The sequence below is a fragment of the Arsenophonus nasoniae DSM 15247 genome (assembly GCF_000429565.1).
Lineage (GTDB): Bacteria > Pseudomonadota > Gammaproteobacteria > Enterobacterales > Enterobacteriaceae > Arsenophonus > Arsenophonus nasoniae.
This window is the reverse complement of the sequence record NZ_AUCC01000009.1, coordinates 56,776-73,852: the sequence shown is the minus strand read 5'-3', so window position 1 is coordinate 73,852 and position 17,077 is coordinate 56,776. Positions and strand designations below refer to the sequence as shown.

The 17,077-nt window shown below is 37.1% G+C and carries 16 protein-coding genes; 12 read left to right on the top strand and 4 right to left on the bottom strand.

Annotation, left to right across the window (positions count from 1 at the left end; translation table 11 throughout):
- Positions 1-6: 6 nt before the first annotated feature.
- Positions 7-213: a hypothetical protein gene (locus G468_RS0103960; protein ID WP_135677654.1), complete on the bottom strand. Its 207-nt coding sequence runs from the start codon at positions 211-213 to the stop codon at positions 7-9.
- A gap of 340 nt (positions 214-553) precedes the next feature.
- Here G468_RS0103960 and tus point away from each other — a divergent pair, with 340 nt between their 5' ends.
- Positions 554-1,474 (top strand): DNA replication terminus site-binding protein, encoded by a 921-nt coding sequence (gene tus / locus G468_RS0103955; RefSeq protein WP_034249274.1) that lies wholly within the window; start codon positions 554-556, stop codon positions 1,472-1,474.
- 46 nt (positions 1,475-1,520) lie between these two features.
- Here the strand turns inward: tus and fumC are convergent, their stop codons facing one another.
- Positions 1,521-2,918 carry a class II fumarate hydratase gene (gene fumC, locus G468_RS0103950; RefSeq protein WP_026822013.1) on the bottom strand — a complete coding sequence of 466 codons (1,398 nt, stop codon included), beginning with the start codon at positions 2,916-2,918 and terminating at the stop codon, positions 1,521-1,523.
- A gap of 168 nt (positions 2,919-3,086) precedes the next feature.
- On the opposite strand from fumC, the gene manA reads away from it, so the two are divergent.
- The 3 genes from manA (at position 3,087) to G468_RS22250 (ending at position 6,444) form a co-directional block, all read left to right on the top strand.
- Positions 3,087-4,262, top strand: coding sequence for a mannose-6-phosphate isomerase (gene manA, locus G468_RS0103945; RefSeq protein ID WP_026822012.1), 1,176 nt, complete (start codon positions 3,087-3,089; stop codon positions 4,260-4,262).
- A gap of 88 nt (positions 4,263-4,350) precedes the next feature.
- Positions 4,351-5,949 carry a YdgA family protein gene (locus tag G468_RS0103940; RefSeq protein WP_026822011.1) on the top strand — a complete coding sequence of 533 codons (1,599 nt, stop codon included), beginning with the start codon at positions 4,351-4,353 and terminating at the stop codon, positions 5,947-5,949.
- Between the two features lie 72 nt (positions 5,950-6,021).
- Positions 6,022-6,444, top strand: coding sequence for a hypothetical protein (locus tag G468_RS22250; RefSeq protein ID WP_026822010.1), 423 nt, complete (start codon positions 6,022-6,024; stop codon positions 6,442-6,444).
- Between the two features lie 32 nt (positions 6,445-6,476).
- On the opposite strand, the gene G468_RS0103930 is transcribed toward G468_RS22250, so the two are convergent.
- Complete coding sequence (locus tag G468_RS0103930) at positions 6,477-7,460, bottom strand: bile acid:sodium symporter family protein (protein ID WP_026822009.1); 984 nt, start codon at positions 7,458-7,460, stop codon at positions 6,477-6,479.
- A gap of 56 nt (positions 7,461-7,516) precedes the next feature.
- Positions 7,517-8,563: an oxidoreductase gene (locus tag G468_RS0103925; protein WP_026822008.1), complete on the bottom strand. Its 1,047-nt coding sequence runs from the start codon at positions 8,561-8,563 to the stop codon at positions 7,517-7,519.
- A gap of 251 nt (positions 8,564-8,814) precedes the next feature.
- Between G468_RS0103925 and rsxA the strand changes: the two genes are divergently transcribed.
- The 8 genes from rsxA to G468_RS0103885 all read left to right on the top strand — a co-directional run bounded on the left by rsxA (position 8,815) and on the right by G468_RS0103885 (position 16,975).
- Entirely contained in the window at positions 8,815-9,396 is a 582-nt protein-coding gene (rsxA, locus tag G468_RS0103920; protein ID WP_026822007.1) for an electron transport complex subunit RsxA, read from the top strand.
- Positions 9,396-10,010, top strand: coding sequence for an electron transport complex subunit RsxB (gene rsxB, locus G468_RS0103915; RefSeq protein WP_026822006.1), 615 nt, complete (start codon positions 9,396-9,398; stop codon positions 10,008-10,010). Before rsxA ends, rsxB begins: the two co-directional genes overlap by 1 nt.
- Positions 10,003-11,763 (top strand): electron transport complex subunit RsxC, encoded by a 1,761-nt coding sequence (gene rsxC / locus G468_RS19615; RefSeq protein ID WP_034249272.1) that lies wholly within the window; start codon positions 10,003-10,005, stop codon positions 11,761-11,763. The genes rsxB and rsxC overlap by 8 nt, the downstream gene beginning before the upstream one ends.
- Before the next feature lie 28 nt (positions 11,764-11,791).
- Positions 11,792-12,877 carry an electron transport complex subunit RsxD gene (rsxD, locus tag G468_RS0103905; RefSeq protein ID WP_026822005.1) on the top strand — a complete coding sequence of 362 codons (1,086 nt, stop codon included), beginning with the start codon at positions 11,792-11,794 and terminating at the stop codon, positions 12,875-12,877.
- A 9-nt stretch (positions 12,878-12,886) separates the two neighbouring features.
- The gene (gene rsxG / locus G468_RS0103900; protein WP_026822004.1) at positions 12,887-13,513 is read left to right on the top strand and encodes an electron transport complex subunit RsxG; all 627 of its coding nucleotides are present in this window, start codon (positions 12,887-12,889) and stop codon (positions 13,511-13,513) included.
- 5 nt (positions 13,514-13,518) lie between these two features.
- The gene (locus G468_RS19610; RefSeq protein ID WP_081700614.1) at positions 13,519-14,253 is read left to right on the top strand and encodes an electron transport complex subunit E; all 735 of its coding nucleotides are present in this window, start codon (positions 13,519-13,521) and stop codon (positions 14,251-14,253) included.
- A complete protein-coding gene (gene nth, locus G468_RS0103890) occupies positions 14,246-14,887 on the top strand; it encodes an endonuclease III (protein WP_026822003.1) in 642 nt (213 codons plus the stop codon). The genes G468_RS19610 and nth overlap by 8 nt, the downstream gene beginning before the upstream one ends.
- A gap of 141 nt (positions 14,888-15,028) precedes the next feature.
- Complete coding sequence (locus G468_RS0103885) at positions 15,029-16,975, top strand: exoribonuclease II (protein WP_026822002.1); 1,947 nt, start codon at positions 15,029-15,031, stop codon at positions 16,973-16,975.
- Positions 16,976-17,077 lie beyond the last annotated feature (102 nt).

Genomic DNA, 17,077 nt, shown 5'->3' with positions numbered 1-17,077 from the left:
AACTCATTAACATCCCCGAAGCAGCACCGCTGCGCCGCTCACGCGTAGCGTGCTACGTTCAGATGCCATTTTGTATTTTATAAGTTCTACATCGTCTATTTTATCCCGACCATATATAGAATATTTTATCGGATTGGTGGCTAACAGTTGCTGATAATAGATAATAATATTTGAAAGCTGAAAAACACTTTCATGTGATGTCGAATGTTTCATAATTGAGGCATAACTTTTAGTACAAAAACAAGCGAAAAGAGTAAAAAATAAGTTAATAAGTTTCATTAATTACCTTTTGATTACGAGATGTACTACTTTGTTAATTGATGGTCAGTATTAAACCAAATATGTGAGCTAAGACAAATCCTACCTTTTGATTTGTTTTTATACCTACCCTAGCCCTTAGTAAATTTGTTTTGATTCCTTGAACTGCACACATAGAGATCTTGCTCATAATAGTTTGTTGTGTTATCTGTAGAAATTTTACAATTTTCTTAGTAGGTTAGGTATTTTTGGATTATAATAAATAGTATGTTGTAACTAAATTAAGATGTTTAATATGAAATATGATGCAAGATATAAATTATCAAAATGTTTTGATTTATTGAAAGTTCGATTAGCTGATTTTTTAACCGAACTTAATAGTTTATCTTTAACCTCTGCCATTGTATTTAAATTACCTGAAACCAAGAAAGGAGATGAAAATAATGATATTAATCAAATAACAATTACCACTTTGACAGGAGATACAGCTTTAGACTTAGCATTGGCAAACTATAATAGATTATTTATTCATGATAATCCGTATCACATTAGTAATAAAACCGCAATCAGGCTACCTGGAGCGTTATGTTTTCATCTTTCAGCACAACGTTATTCAGTTATAAAACGACAATTGGAAACAATTAATAAGTTAAAAACAAAATTAAAAGATATTGTTACTTGTGAATCAGGGATAAAAAAAGAACAACGCTTTGAATTTATTCACCAACAATTGCATGGATTAATTACCCTTAATGCCTATCGTAAAATAAATTATGTCGACTCACCCGATAGTATAAATTTTGGCTGGGCTAATAAAAAGATTGTTAATAAAGTGACAAAAGCGCAAATACTTGAACGACTACATAAAAACTATCGATCTGAAAAAGCAATGTCGGCATATACCAAGCAACAATGGCGTTATTTAGTTGAAAAAGAGATCCAAGACATAAATAGCATTCCAAATGATGCCATATTAAAAATACAACGTCCGGTAAAAGTTCAGCCAATAGCCAGAGTTTGGTACGCAAATGAAAAACGACAAGTGCAATATGCTTGCCCTCTTCCACTTTTATCGTTCAGTTGTGATACAAAACATTTGACAAAATTAGGTACACTTTCTGACTATGATATTAATAATATAAAAATAAAACATAAACCAAAAAATAAAAAACTAAAATTAATTATTGCTCGATTACATCTTTATCAAGAGATTTAAATAAGGAAACCGAGATAATAGCTCGGTTTCTTTCTAAAGAATAAAACTACTTTTTCATACTACCTACCATATTTTCAGGCCGCACCCAACTATCAAACTCTTCTGCCGTTAAATAAGCAAGTTTTAATGCCGCTTGCTTAAGGGTTAATCCTTCTTTATGTGCTTTTTTGGCGATTTCAGCGGCTTTATCATAACCAATATGGGTATTTAGTGCAGTAACTAGCATTAAGGATTCGTGTAATAATTTGTCTATACGCTGACGATTAGGCTCAATCCCCTTAGCACAATGATCATTGAAACTCAGCATGCCATCCGCTAATAAACGCACTGATTGTAAAAAATTATCAATAATCATGGGTCGAAAGACATTAAGTTCAAAATTACCTGATGCGCCACCAATATTAATAGCTACATCATTACCCATAACTTGCGCACAAAGCATAGTTAATGCTTCACACTGGGTCGGATTAACTTTTCCTGGCATTATCGAACTACCCGGCTCATTTTCAGGGATCATAATTTCGCCAATACCACAACGAGGACCTGATGCTAACCATCTTACATCATTAGCGATTTTCATTAATGAAGCTGCTAAACCTTTTAAAGCGCCATGGGCATGCACTAAAGCATCACAAGTCGCTAAAGCTTCAAATTTATTAGGCGAAGTGACAAACGGCAGACCAGACAATGCTGCAATTTTACTGGCAACTTTAACCGCATATTCAGGATGGGTATTTAAACCTGTACCAACCGCAGTTCCACCCAAGGCGAGTTCGCAAAGGTGAGGAATACTTTCTTCGATATGGCGAATATTATGAGCTAGCATGGCTGACCAGCCCGATATTTCTTGGCCTAAAGTTAAAGGTGTTGCATCTTGAAGATGTGTACGGCCAATTTTGACAATATCATGAAAAGCGGCAGATTTTTGCTCAAAAGTAGTCTGTAGTTCTTTTAATTTAGGTAACAGATGTTGGTATAAAGCAATAACTGCGGCCACATGCATTGCCGTTGGAAATACATCATTAGAACTCTGGCTTTTGTTTACGTCATCATTTGGGTGAATTAAACGTTGCTGACCTCTTTTTCCACCTAAAATTTCACTCGCTCTGTTCGCTAAGACTTCATTTATATTCATATTAGTTTGCGTACCAGAGCCAGTCTGCCAGATGGCTAATGGGAATTCAGCCATATGCTTATTCGCTAAGACTTCATCAGCAGCGGCGATAATAGCATTAGCTTTATCCTTTGTTATCAAACCTAAATCGGTATTTGCTTCAGCTGCTGCTTTTTTAGTTAATGCCAATGCATGGATCAAGGCAACTGGCATTTTTTCCACTGAGATACGAAAATGCTCCAGCGAACGTTGAGTTTGTGCGCCCCATAGCCTATCTGCTGGGACTTTAATTTCCCCCATTGAGTCTTTTTCAATGCGATATTCTGACATTATTGTTATCTCCTTAGCATAAAATAATTGGATATGCATAATCCATCATTGCAGATAAACTAATTGTACTGGAGATCATGCACTATTTTTAATTTAAAATGTGAGAGATAAGCGAGTTTATTGCATTACAGTTAAAAATAAATTTTTATCAACTAAGAGCAGTATTATATGTTTAAAATGATCAATAAAATTCAACACTATGACTGGGGAAGTAAAGATGCCCTAACTAAGCTTTACCATATCAAAAATCCTCAGCATTTACCGATGGCTGAATTATGGATGGGGGCGCATCCTAAGGCCAGCTCGATTGTCGAAGATATTAATAATCAGCAAAAAATATCGTTAGATAAACTAATTACAACCGATCCAACATATTACCTCGGTGAAAAAATTGCGCAAAAATTTCATCAATTACCTTTTCTATTTAAAGTACTCTGCGCAGCTCAGCCGCTTTCAATCCAAGTACACCCAGATAAAATTGCTGCCGAAGCGGGGTTTAGGCGTGAAAACGCTGCGGGGATTGCCCTTGATAGTCCAAATCGTAATTATAAAGATGACAATCATAAACCTGAATTAATTTATGCTTTAACGCCCTTTAAAGCGCTAAATTCATTTCGCCCTTTAAAAGAAATCGCTAATTTATTGATACCAATTGCAGTAGCTTCACCAATTATTCAACTTTTTTTAAAAACACCATCAGAAACTCAACTAGCACAACTTTTTAGCCATTTATTAAGCCTAACAATAAGCGAAAAACAACCGCTACTTACCGCCTTAAAATCTGTTGTACAACAAAAACAAGGGGAGCCATGGCACACAATCAAAAAAATACTGACACTACACCCTGACGATAATGGATTATTTGCACCATTGTTACTGAACATTATTGAATTACAACCTGGTGAAGCGATGTTTCTTTATGCCAGAACGCCGCATGCCTATATTGAGGGCGTTGGATTAGAAGTGATGGCTAATTCTGACAATGTACTACGTGCGGGATTAACGAATAAGCATATTGATATTGCTGAATTACTGGCTAATATAGATTTCATTGCCAAACCCTGCAACACATTATTATTACAACCGAATATACACAATAATGAATGTTGTTATCCCATTCCAGTCGATGATTTTGCTTTTTCTTTATATCTCATTGACAATCAATTGACTACAATAGAGAACAGTTCAGCAACAATTTTATTTTGTGTTGAAGGTAAGATATCTATCACCTCAGAAAAGCAAACTACCGAAATTCTAGCTGGTGAATCTATATTTATATCCGCATCCGAAAGACAAATTATGCTTAATGGAAAAGGTAAACTGGCCAGAGTTTTTAATTATTAGCAAAAATTAAAATACATGCAAAGCTGTATATAATATATTTTATAAATTTGATCGCTTTTATTCGCTAAAATCCTTAAGGGATGGATATATGAAGAAATCGTTAGTCGCTGTAAGTGTCATTGTAATTGTTGCCATAATTTGGACAATTGGCTCTTGGTATACTGGAAAAAAAATTGAGGGAGAATTTAATGCTTTCATTGAACGTACTAATACTACACTAAAGAATAATGCACCAGAAGCTAATATTGATGTTAAAACAGAAAATTATCAGCGTGGATTTTTCACTTCTAACGCCGATATCATTATTAATATAAAAGAGAATGAAGAAGGAAAAAATACTATTGTTAAATTTGCCACAAAAATCTTTCATGGCCCTTTTCCTATTAGCAAGATAGTTAAACTTAATCTATTACCAAGGTTAGCCTCAGCCACTATTGAACTTGTTAAAAATGAAACCACAGAAGAACTATTCAAATATACCCAAGAGCAAGCTTTTATAACGGGTAATGTTGATGTCGGTTTTAATGAAGGTCTAGATGCAAATTTACACTTAAGTCCACTAGACGGTAATAGTTACGGCAAAAATATAACGTTTAGCGGTGGTACAATCAATTATGTGGGCAATACCGATCTTAAAGATATAAAAGTTTCCGTTGTTAGTGATAATTTTGTTATCGGTAATAAAGAGAAAACGGAAAACATGATCCTTAAAGGACTCAACATCCAAAGTGATTTATCTCTGACTCCGTTTAATTTCTATTCTGGCAAACAGACGCTTAATATTTCCGATATTAATTTTAACAGCGACGACATTAAATTTTCATTTAAAAACTTTGCTATTAACTTAGATTCTGTATTAAAAGGCGATAACATTGACGGTAAAATTTCTTATCGCATCAATGATTTTATCGCTAAAGAACAAAATTTAGGTTCTGGTGAGCTTACGTTATTAATCGAAAGAATGGATGCTAAGGCTTTTGGTAATTTCTTAAAAAATTATAATGATGAAATTGCTCACAATTTAGCTAATGGTAATCCTCTTTATAATGCAGATACTATTTTCGCCCAATTATTAATAGATAACTTACCTAGCTTATTAAAGAATAGCCCGCGAATTGTCATCGAACCCTTTTATTGGAAAAATAGTGCCGGTGAGAGCAATATCAAAATAGATATAGATATAGATATGAAGCCTTGGACGTTGAATCAACTCTCTGTTTATAGCCAAAATAATCAATATGATCAGGTAATCAAAGCACTATTTAATCATTTTAATATCAATGTTGATTTATCAAAACCGATGTTGATAGAAATGCTTAGCCAAATAGAAGTACTAAATTCCGATGACAAAGTTGTTACACCGGAACAAAAAACATTGTTTAACCAGAAAGCAACCGCACAAATTAGTGAATTTGAAAGTTCAGCTAAACAAAATGTCTTTACATCACCGACGGAATACTTCCTCAGCGATGAGAAAAAAGCAAAATTGAATGAAAACAGACCATTTCTGCCATGGATGCTGGTAACAAAAGATAATATTACTATGGATATTGATTACGTCGGTGACGAATTGGAAATGAATAAGCAGAAATTTAAATTAGATCAGTTTTTGATTAATATCGGCTTGATGGACAATCCAACCTCTCTGCCACCAACAATACCAAAAACCGCCCCACAATCAAATTAAAACTTAGTAAAATGACAAGAGCCAGATAAAATACTGGCTCTTTGCATCAATTTTAATATCGGAGGTGGTTTTATGTCGAATAAAATTAATATTACTAAAGATCGGCCTTTAATAAAAAATAGCCAGCAGCAAAATCAATTAAAAACAAACGCTTTAATTAGTAAAATAAAAAATTGTTTTGTACTCAATAATATTCATATTTCAACAACCATTGGTTCAAGTAAAGCTAAATTTTATCATCAACTAATGTTACGTCTTAATCTTGACAGTTCAATTCAAATAAAAAATTATCATCATTATCATTTAACTTCGCGCCTTAATCTAGAATATAACTCCACGACAGAAAATGTCGCCCTGCAAGGAACACCAAAAAACATACATTCAGCTGAAAGCTTGTCTTTACCTGTCTGCCCTTTTCTATTAAGTCAAAAACTTATACAAGTTAAAAACAAATTCACCAAGAAGAAAAAATGCAAAATGAAAGAGCTAGATTAAATGGATATGTATCATCAATTAAATAATATTAATTAATCATTAACGTTAACTGCTCTCTTAGCATAACGTTGTGCTAATACCGCACACACCATTAATTGAATTTGATGGAAAATCATCACCGGTAGTAAAATAATACCCACCAGATGAGCAGGAAAGAGAATATTAGCCATTGGAACACCATTAACTAAACTCTTTTTAGAGCCACAAAAAACTATTGTGATCTCATCTGCTTTACTAAAGCCAAAATAGCGCGCAGTGAAAATATTAAATAAAACCACTATAGCCAATAGAAAACAACCAATTATCGCAATCAATAGCAATGACCAGCCATCAACTTTATACCAAATCCCTTCAATGACTGCCTCGCTAAAAGCGACATAAACCACTAATAAAATAGATGAACGATCAGAAATAGTAATCAATTTTCGATAGCGATTAATCCATTTTACCATTAAAGGCCTGAACAAATGGCCTAATACAAATGGCAACATAATTTGCAATAAAATAGCACCTATATTTGACAACAAATTAATCTGTTGATGATTATCGATATCTATCAAGATGCTCACTAATATTGGCGACAAAAACACCCCTAGCAAGCTAGAAGCAGATGCACTGCAAATTGCAGCGGCAATATTTCCACCGGCGACAGAAGTAAACGCAATTGCAGACTGTACTGTCGCAGGTAAGGCGCAAAGGTAAAGAAATCCGATATAAATCGTTGGTGAGATCCAATCAGGCACCAAAGGTTTTAATGCTAAACCAATAAGAGGAAACAAAATAAAGGTACTGGTAAAAATTAACAGATGTAATCGCCAATGACCAACACCGGCTAAAATAGCTTGGCGTGAAAGTTTTGCGCCATGGAGAAAAAAAAGTAATGCAATCGCGATGGTGGTTAAATGCTGAAATACGATTTTTACTTTACCTTGACAAGGGAAAAAGGAAGCGAGCATGATGGTCATTAGCATAAACAGCAAAAAATAGTCAATTTGTAAACGACGCCACCAACTCATAACGCTTCCTTTAATATTTTAATATTTATAAATAAGAATAGACAAAATGAATGAAATTAAACTGCCAGCTCTACTGTGCGTTGCATTTTCGCCGACTCTATCCCCGCTTCAATCAATTTCATAACCAAAATAGCCTCTTCGGCAGTAACTGGATTAGGTGCAGCGTTATTGATTGCCTCACGAATGGCACAATAATACATACCGTAATTACCCTGTTCAGTTTCTAATGGCTCAACAATCAGCTCGCCATTGTGTGACAGCGTCACAGAACCATCGCGGCTATCCCTACCCCAATCTTCTGCTGTTGGTAATAGCCCTGCTTTTAAGCATTCTTCTTGGGGATCCAAACCATACTTGATATAACTTCCTTTCATGCCATGAAGTAGATAAACGGGTGACTCTGCCGCTGCGACAGTGGTTGCATGTAAAACAACCTTGGTAGTTAAATAATTTAAACAAACATGAAAATAATCAACCGCTTCGGCATTTGGGCGTATCATCGCTATATCAGCCATAATCGATTTAGGTTTGCCAAAAAGTTGCAATACTTGATCAAGCATGTGCGGCGCCAAATCATACCATAGACCACTACCTGCCTCTTTTGATTCTCGCCATCTTTGACGAACTTCAGGCCGATAACGATCAAAATGTGATTCGTAATATTTCAACTCACCCAATGTTTGATTTTCTAACAAAGATTTCACCGTTAAAAAACCTGAATCCCAGCGACGGTTATGATAAACAGAGAGTAATTTACCTTTTGCCTGCGCTAATTGTTTTAACGTTAGGGCCTCTTGAACAGTCAAGGTAAACGGTTTATCGACGATGACATGTTTTCCTGCTTCGAGCGCTTGTTTAGCCAATGGAAAATGGGTTTTATTTGGTGTTGGTATAACAATCAAATCTACTTCTGGCTGCTCAGCCAATAGTCGTTCAAGCGAAGCAAAAACCGGAACATTAGGCCAATCTTTTTTTACTTTTTGTTCATCACTACTCACAATAGCCGATAATTGAAATCCTTCTATTGTTGTAATAAAAGGAACATGAAAGGTTTTACCGGCAAAACCGTAACCAATCAAACCAACCTTAATAGGTTTATTCATAACAACCCCTTAACACATTCATATATAAACTTAAAGCAACACATTACCGCTAAATTAGGTAATGCAGGTTACTTAGCGTACCTCTTTATTTTTTAGCTGCAATCGCTATTTTTTATTTTCTCAAAACGATTAATTCACTAAAATTGACTTTCACACAAGATCGATAACCTATATTACAATCAGTTGCTATCATAGCCGACCATTTATGTTTGCAACTTCTACTGACTAAATAAAAAAATTTAGGCGTTCAGATGACAGATTATTTTTTATTATTTATCGCCACCGTTTTGGTAAATAATTTCGTGCTGGTAAAATTTCTTGGCTTATGCCCTTTTATGGGGGTCTCTAAAAAACTAGAAACCGCTATTGGTATGGGATTTGCGACAACATTTGTGATGACTTTAGCATCCATCTGCTCATGGCTGATGGATACGTTTGTTTTAATACCACTAGATTTGATCTATTTACGCACATTGAGCTTTATATTAGTTATAGCGGTTGTTGTTCAGTTTACTGAAATGGTGGTACGCAAAACCAGTCCAACACTATACCGTCTTTTAGGTATTTTTTTACCATTAATTACTACAAACTGTGCAGTTCTTGGTGTGGCACTGCTAAATATCAATCAATCGCACAATTTTTTACAATCAGCCGTTTATGGTTTTGCAGCTGCAATAGGTTTTTCTTTAGTGATGGTACTGTTTTCAGCTATCCGTGAACGCATCGCGGTGGCAAATGTCCCAGCCCCCTTTCGTGGATCATCTATTGGCCTTATTACTGCCGGCTTAATGTCTTTAGCGTTTATGGGATTTAGTGGTTTGGTAAAATTCTAATGAGTACTTTATTAATTGCAATCGGTGTTATTGCCGGATTTGGCCTTCTCTTTGGACTTATTTTAGGATTTGCCGCTCTTCGTTTTAAAGTAGAAGATGATCCAATAGTGGAAAAAATTGATCATATTTTACCGCAAAGCCAATGTGGCCAATGTGGCTATCCAGGCTGCCGCCCATATGCTGACGCAATAGCCCATAATGGTGAAACCATAAATAAATGTGCGCCCGGCGGCGAACAAGCAATGTTAAAAATTGCCGAATTACTTAATGTAGAACCTCAAGCGCTTGATGAAGATAAATTAACACCTGAACGAAAAGTAGCTTTTATTGATGAAGCTAACTGTATTGGCTGCACTAAATGTATTCAGGCTTGCCCCGTCGATGCGATTGTTGGAACAACGCGCGCGTTACATACGGTGGTAGAAGATCTCTGTACCGGTTGTGATCTTTGTGTTGCTCCCTGCCCAACAGACTGTATTAGCCTGTTACCGATAAAAACCACGATCAAAAACTGGAAATGGGATCTCACCACTATTCCAGTAAAAAATATTACCCCCTCATCAAGCTCAAGACCAACTGTTGCATTTGCTAATAAGGAGCGAGCAAATGTTTAACTTTTTCCAAAAACTTACTGCAAATAAAGAAAAAATTTGGTCTTTTTCAGGTGGTATACATCCGCCTGAAATGAAAATACAATCAAATCAAGTTCCGTTACTTACACTGCCCTTAGCTAATGAATTGATTATTCCTGTCCAACAGCATATAGGCTCAGCCGGCGATATCATTGTTAAAAGCGGTGACTATGTATTAAAAGGACAAGCGCTGACTAAAGGTTGTGATCATAGGATCCCAGTCCATGCCACTACCTCAGGAACTATCACTGCCATAGAGCCACATATAACAGCACATCCTTCCGGCCTAAAAACACTTTCTATCCGACTACAACCAGATAGTAAAGATCAATGGTGTGAGCGTAAACCTTTAACCAACTACTTACAACATTCTACTAAAGTCTTATTGTCACATATCGAACAAGCTGGCATAGCGGGATTAGGCGGCGCAGGTTTTCCTACTGCAACAAAGTTGAAAAATGGCAATAAATTAATTAACACCTTGATTATTAACGCAGCAGAATGCGAACCTTATATAACCGCCGATGATCGATTAATGCAGGAGCATGCTGATGAAATCATCGAAGGCATACTGATATTAATACATATACTAAAACCGAAAGAAGTCTTAATTGGGATTGAAGATAATAAGCCGGCGGCAATAGCAGCCTTAAAAGAAGCACTTTTAGGCCAACAAGCTATCATTAAATTAAGAGTGATCCCAACCAAGTATCCTTCAGGCGGAGCTAAACAATTAACTAAGATATTAACCGGTAAGGAAATACCCCACGGTGTTCACTCTTCTTTTATTGGTATATTGATGCAAAATGTTGGCACAGTGTTTGCCATTAAACGAGCGATTATCGATGGTGAACCGTTAATTGAGCGGGTGGTAACATTAACGGGCGCTGCAATACAAAATCCAGGCAATTATTGGGTTCGTTTGGGCACCCCAGTTAATTTCCTATTACAACAAGTTGGTATGGTGCCACAATCAGAACAGATGGTTATTATGGGAGGGCCATTAATGGGATTTACGTTGCCTGATTTAACCACACCTATTGTTAAAATTAGCAACTGTATTCTTGTTCCAACTTTGGCAGAAATAGGTAAACCTGCCATTGAGGAAGCTTGTATTCGCTGTGGTCTTTGCACTCAAGCTTGCCCAGCTAATTTATTACCGCAACAACTTTATTGGTTTAGTCGAGGCCAGGAGCATGAAAAAGCAGAAAAATATAATTTATCCGACTGTATAGAATGCGGTGCCTGTGCCTATGTTTGCCCAAGTAATATTCCTCTCGTGCAATACTATCGACAAGAAAAAGCAGAAATTAAAGCCATTGCCCGAGAAAAACAACGTGCCTCTGATGCCAAAAAACGGTTTGAAGCTAAAAAAGCTAGGCTTGAACGAGAAAAAATTCTACGTCAACAACGCCATAACCAAGCTGCCGTTAAGATCGAAGCGAAAGACAAAGCAGTAATTAACGCCGCATTGCTGCGAATTAATGCGCAGCAAAAACAGACTAGCAATAGTAATATTGAGTCATTAAATAACCAGGCTGCTATCGAAGCTCGCCATGCCAGAACAGCTCAATTGCATGTTACTCAAGCAGCCCAAAAAGCGGCAGAAAGTCAATCTACCATAGCCATAGAAACAACGACAGAACCACAATCAACTGATGCACGCAAAGCTGCTGTTGCCGCAGCGATTGCTCGTGTTAAAGCAAAACGTGATGCGCAGGGTAAAACTCGCTAATATAATTAAACAACAAATGAGCTGAAAAATGAAATTCAGACCAATACCTACTGATCGTCGGATGAACCGGTTAAAGATGGCCAGTTCGCCCTTTACACATGAAAAACAAACTACCAGTAAACTCATGTTGTGGGTGGTTATCGCTGCCATTCCCGGTATTGCCTGCCAAATTTACTTTTTTGGTAGCGGGACAATTTACCAAATTTTACTCGCTGTCATAACGGCTTTTATTACTGAGGCTGGCGCTTTACAGCTACGAAAATTCCCTGTTATGCCCCATTTAAAAGATAATTCTGCCTTGGTAACGGCTTTACTATTAGCCATTAGTATCCCGCCTTTATCACCCTGGTGGCTAGTCGTTTTAGGTACGGCTTTTGCTATATTAATTGCTAAGCATATCTATGGCGGATTGGGTCAAAATCCGTTTAATCCAGCCATGGTAGGTTATGTGGTATTATTGATCTCATTTCCAGTCCAAATGACTAGTTGGTTACCCCCGATAGAACTTCAATCTATTCATGCCAATGCGTTAGCAAGTCTGCAAGTGATTTTTACCGGCCATACCGCGACAGGAGCCACATTAAACCAATTGACACTAGGTTTTGATGGCATAAGTCAAGCAACCCCCCTAGATAGTTTTAAAACGGGTTTATTAACACACTCGATTAGTCAAATACTACAACAACCTATTTTACAAGGTTCATTAGCTGGTATTGGTTGGCAATGGGTTAATATTGCCTATTTATTTGGTGGTATTATCCTCCTTAGTCGCCGAATAATTGGCTGGCAAATTCCTCTAGCATTTTTAGCCACGCTACTATTCTGCTCATTACTAAGTTGGTTGATTATGCCATCACAATACGCGTCACCTATGCTTCATCTATTTTCAGGGGCAACCATGCTCGGCGCCTTTTTTATTGCTACCGATCCCGTTACAGCGGCAACCACTCCGCGTGGCCGTATCATTTATGGTGCCATGATAGGATTACTAATCTGGATCATTCGCGTTTATGGTGGTTATCCTGATGCAGTTGCTTTTGCGGTATTACTGGCCAATATTGCGGTACCACTGATTGATCACTATAGCCAACCTCGTGTTTATGGCCATAAATAAGGAACGGTTATGTTAAAATCGATTAGACATCATGGCTTAATATTGGCTGTTTTTGCTGCGGCTACCACCGGACTGGCAGCAACAGTTTATACTATTACCAAAAGTACTATCGACGGCCAGGCCCTAATCCAACAACAAAAACTTTTTGATCAAATTATTTCCCCTAACTTATATGACAATAATTTAACCAAAGAGTGTTATTTAGTCAGTAAAAATGAAGTATTAGGTAGCTCACGGCCTCATCATCTCTACATTGCCAGAAAAGCAGGAAAACCGATTGCGGCCATCATAGAAAGTACGGCACCTGATGGCTATTCAGGCGCAATAAAATTACTGGTCGCAGCTGATTTCCATGGTAAAGTCCTCGGTGTCCGTGTAACTGAACATCATGAAACCCCAGGGTTAGGTGATAAAATTGATATTCGTATTTCAAATTGGATCAATCATTTCTCAGGTAAAAAAATTGACTCAGAACATAGCTCACATTGGGCAGTAAAAAAAGATGGCGGGGATTTTGACCAATTTACTGGTGCCACTATCACGCCAAGAGCCGTTATTAATGCCACTGAGCGTACTGCCATGTTTATACAATCGGTGCCTCAAAAATTATCAACTTATCCAGCATGCTCAAATTAATTACCATGAATGAAACTAAAAAACTTTTTATCCAAGGATTATGGAAAAACAATTCGGCACTGGTTCAATTATTAGGTTTATGCCCGTTGCTAGCGGTTTCTTCAACCGCCACTAACGCATTAGGATTAGGACTGGCAACAACATTAGTGTTGTTTTTTACCAATATTACAGTTTCAACCTTCCGTCATTGGATCCCAAGCGAAATACGTATTCCCATCTATGTCATGATTATTGCATCGGTTGTTTCCGCTGTGCAGATGTTAATTAACGCTTATGCCGTTGGTTTATATCAATCTTTAGGTATTTTTATTCCACTGATCGTTACTAACTGTATTGTTATTGGGCGGGCTGAAGCTTATGCTGCCAAAAATAATGTCTATCACTCAGCAATCGATGGTTTGGCAATGGGTGCGGGTGCGACAATGGCGCTATTTTTTTTAGGTGCAATGCGAGAAATTTTAGGTAACGGCACATTATTTGATGGTGCAAATTTGCTATTAGGAGAATGGGCAAAAATATTACGTATTGAAGTTATTCATCTTAATTCGCCTTTTTTATTAGCCATATTGCCGCCTGGGGCTTTCATTGGATTAGGATTGATGCTAGCAGGCAAATATTTAATCGATGAAAGGATGATAAAATATATTAGTCAAAAACAACAACACCCTGTTGTAAAATCAACGTCTTTCCCCAATAAAAATCATTTAGCCAAGGATCAAGAGCAAATAAAATATGAATAAACAAAAGCGGATAGCCATCTTGACTCGCTTACGTGATAACAATCCAACACCAACAACCGAGCTTACTTTTAATTCGCCTTTTGAATTACTTATTTCTGTCTTACTTTCCGCCCAAGCAACAGATATTAGTGTCAATAAAGCCACAGCAAAACTCTATCCCGTCGCTAATACAGCTGAAAAGATGCTGGAACTTGGTCTCGATGAAATAAAGCGTTACATCAAAACAATCGGTTTATTTAATACCAAAGCTAAAAATATTATTAAAACTTGTCAGATATTAATTGATAAATATAACGGCGAGGTCCCCGAAAATCGCGAAGCCTTGGAATCATTACCCGGTGTAGGTCGTAAAACCGCCAATGTGGTATTAAACACCGCTTTCGGCTGGCCAACAATTGCTGTTGATACCCATATTTTCCGCGTTTGTAATCGCACAAATTTTGCACCAGGTAAGAATGTTATTGAAGTTGAACAAAAGTTGCTCACAGTAGTACCGACTGAATTTAAAGTGGATTGTCACCACTGGTTTATACTACACGGCCGTTACACATGTATTGCCAGAAAGCCACGCTGTGGCGCATGTATTATTGAAGATTTATGTGAATTTAACGACAAACAACACCCAACAACCTAATAATTAACAAATGGAATTTGCCAGACAAACTTTAAACACACCATTATTAAAGTGACAAATATTATTATTCTGCTTGCCCATAGCACTCAACTTGAGCAAAATGTGGGTAAATTTTAATTTAATGACATAAATACGGATAGTATGTTTCAAGATAACCCGCTGCTAGCGCAGCTAAAACAGCAATTACATGCCCAAACACCTCGTGTTGAAGGGATTGTTAAAAGTACAGAAAAAGGTTTTGGTTTTCTTGAGGTCGATGGAACGAAAACTTATTTCATTCCACCACCACAAATGAAAAAAGTAATGCATGGCGATCGGATCATCGCCACTATTCACACCAATAAAGATCGGGAAATGGCTGAACCAGAGCAATTAGTTGAACCCTTTCTCACCCGATTTGTAGGACGAATTCAAAAAAGAAATAATGATAACCGACTTTATGTCAAACCCGATCATCCAATTTTAAAAGAAAAGATTTTTTGTCGTCCGGCACAACATCTTAGTCATGACTTTGCGCACAATGATTGGGTAATAGCGGAGATTCGCCGTCATCCATTAAAAAATCAAGGCGGATTTCAAGCTGAAATTACCCAATATATTACTGATGGCGATGATCACTTCGCTCCTTGGTGGGTAACACTGAGTCGACACCAATTAGAGCGCGAAGCCCCAAAAATGCAAAGCTGCACAATTGAAGAACAGACATCAGAGCGCCAAGATCTTACTCATCTCAATTTTATTACTATTGATAGTGCCAGCACTGAAGATATGGATGATGCGCTTTATATAGAGCGGATTGATGATAATCAATTACGCCTTTTTGTTGCTATCGCTGATCCAACCACTTATATCCGGCTAAATAGTGAATTAGATACCATAGCCCAACAACGTGGATATACCAATTACTTACCTGGCTTCAATATTCCGATGTTACCACGTGAATTATCGGATGATTTGTGCTCTCTACGCCCTAATGAGCGCCGCCCTGCGCTAGTCTGTCAATTTGATATCAAACAAGATGGACAATTAGCTGAAAATATTCAATTTTGCCTGGCCTGGATCGAATCAAAAAACAAGTTGGTATATGATGATGTTTCTGACTGGTTAGAACAGCAAGATAAATGGCAAGGCGAAAATGAAATAATCAAACAGCAAATATTATTGCTCAATGAAATGTGTGAAAAACGTTCTGCATGGCGCCAATCCCATGCATTGGTATTTAAAGATCGACCTGATTATCGCTTTGTACTTGATGAAAATGGTAATGTTATTAACATCTTGATCGAGAAACGCCGAATTGCTAATCGTATTGTCGAAGAAGCGATGATTGCCGCCAATCTTTGTGCAACAAAAGTATTAAAAGATAAATTAGGGATTGGTATTTTTAATGTTCATAATGGCTTTGACCCCAGCCAAATTGATAACGTTGTTGCCATTTTGCAAGAAAGTGATATCGAACAAAATGCAGAAACACTGTTAACCCTTGACGGATTTTGCCGTTTACGACGTTTATTAGATGACCAACCCACTAAATTTATAGATAGTAGAATACGCCGTTTTCAAGCTTTTGCTGAAATTAAAACCACACCGGCTGCCCATTATGGTTTAGGATTTGATGCCTATGCCACCTGGACATCTCCAATCCGTAAATATACCGATATCATCAACCATCGTTTATTAAAAGCCATAATAAATAATGAGCAGCATAATGTCACAAAACCTGCTGAAACTTTGATGGCAAAAATTACTGAACGTAAGCGTGCTAATCGTTTAGCTGAACGCGATGTGGGTGATTGGTTGTATGCGCGTTTTCTAAAACCTTTTGCTAAAACTAACACCATTTTTGCTGCTGAAATAACCGATATTACTCGAGGTGGGATCCGCATTCGCTTAACCGATAATGGCGCTAGTGCCTTTATTCCGGCACCTTTTATCCATCCCGTGCGAGAAGAAATACAGTGTAGTCAAGAAGCAGGCGCTATACTTATTAAAGGTATTGCTGTTTATAAACTTAACGATGTGATTAACGTTCAACTTGAAGAAGTTCGAATGGAAACCCGCAATATTATTGCACGACTTGTGGCTTAAGGACATTCGTCAGATAGCTTGTTGATAACGAGCTATCTGTACAGAATAGCGACTTTATTAATTTAGCTATTCCATTAATGGTTTGTCGACAATTCTGATTAA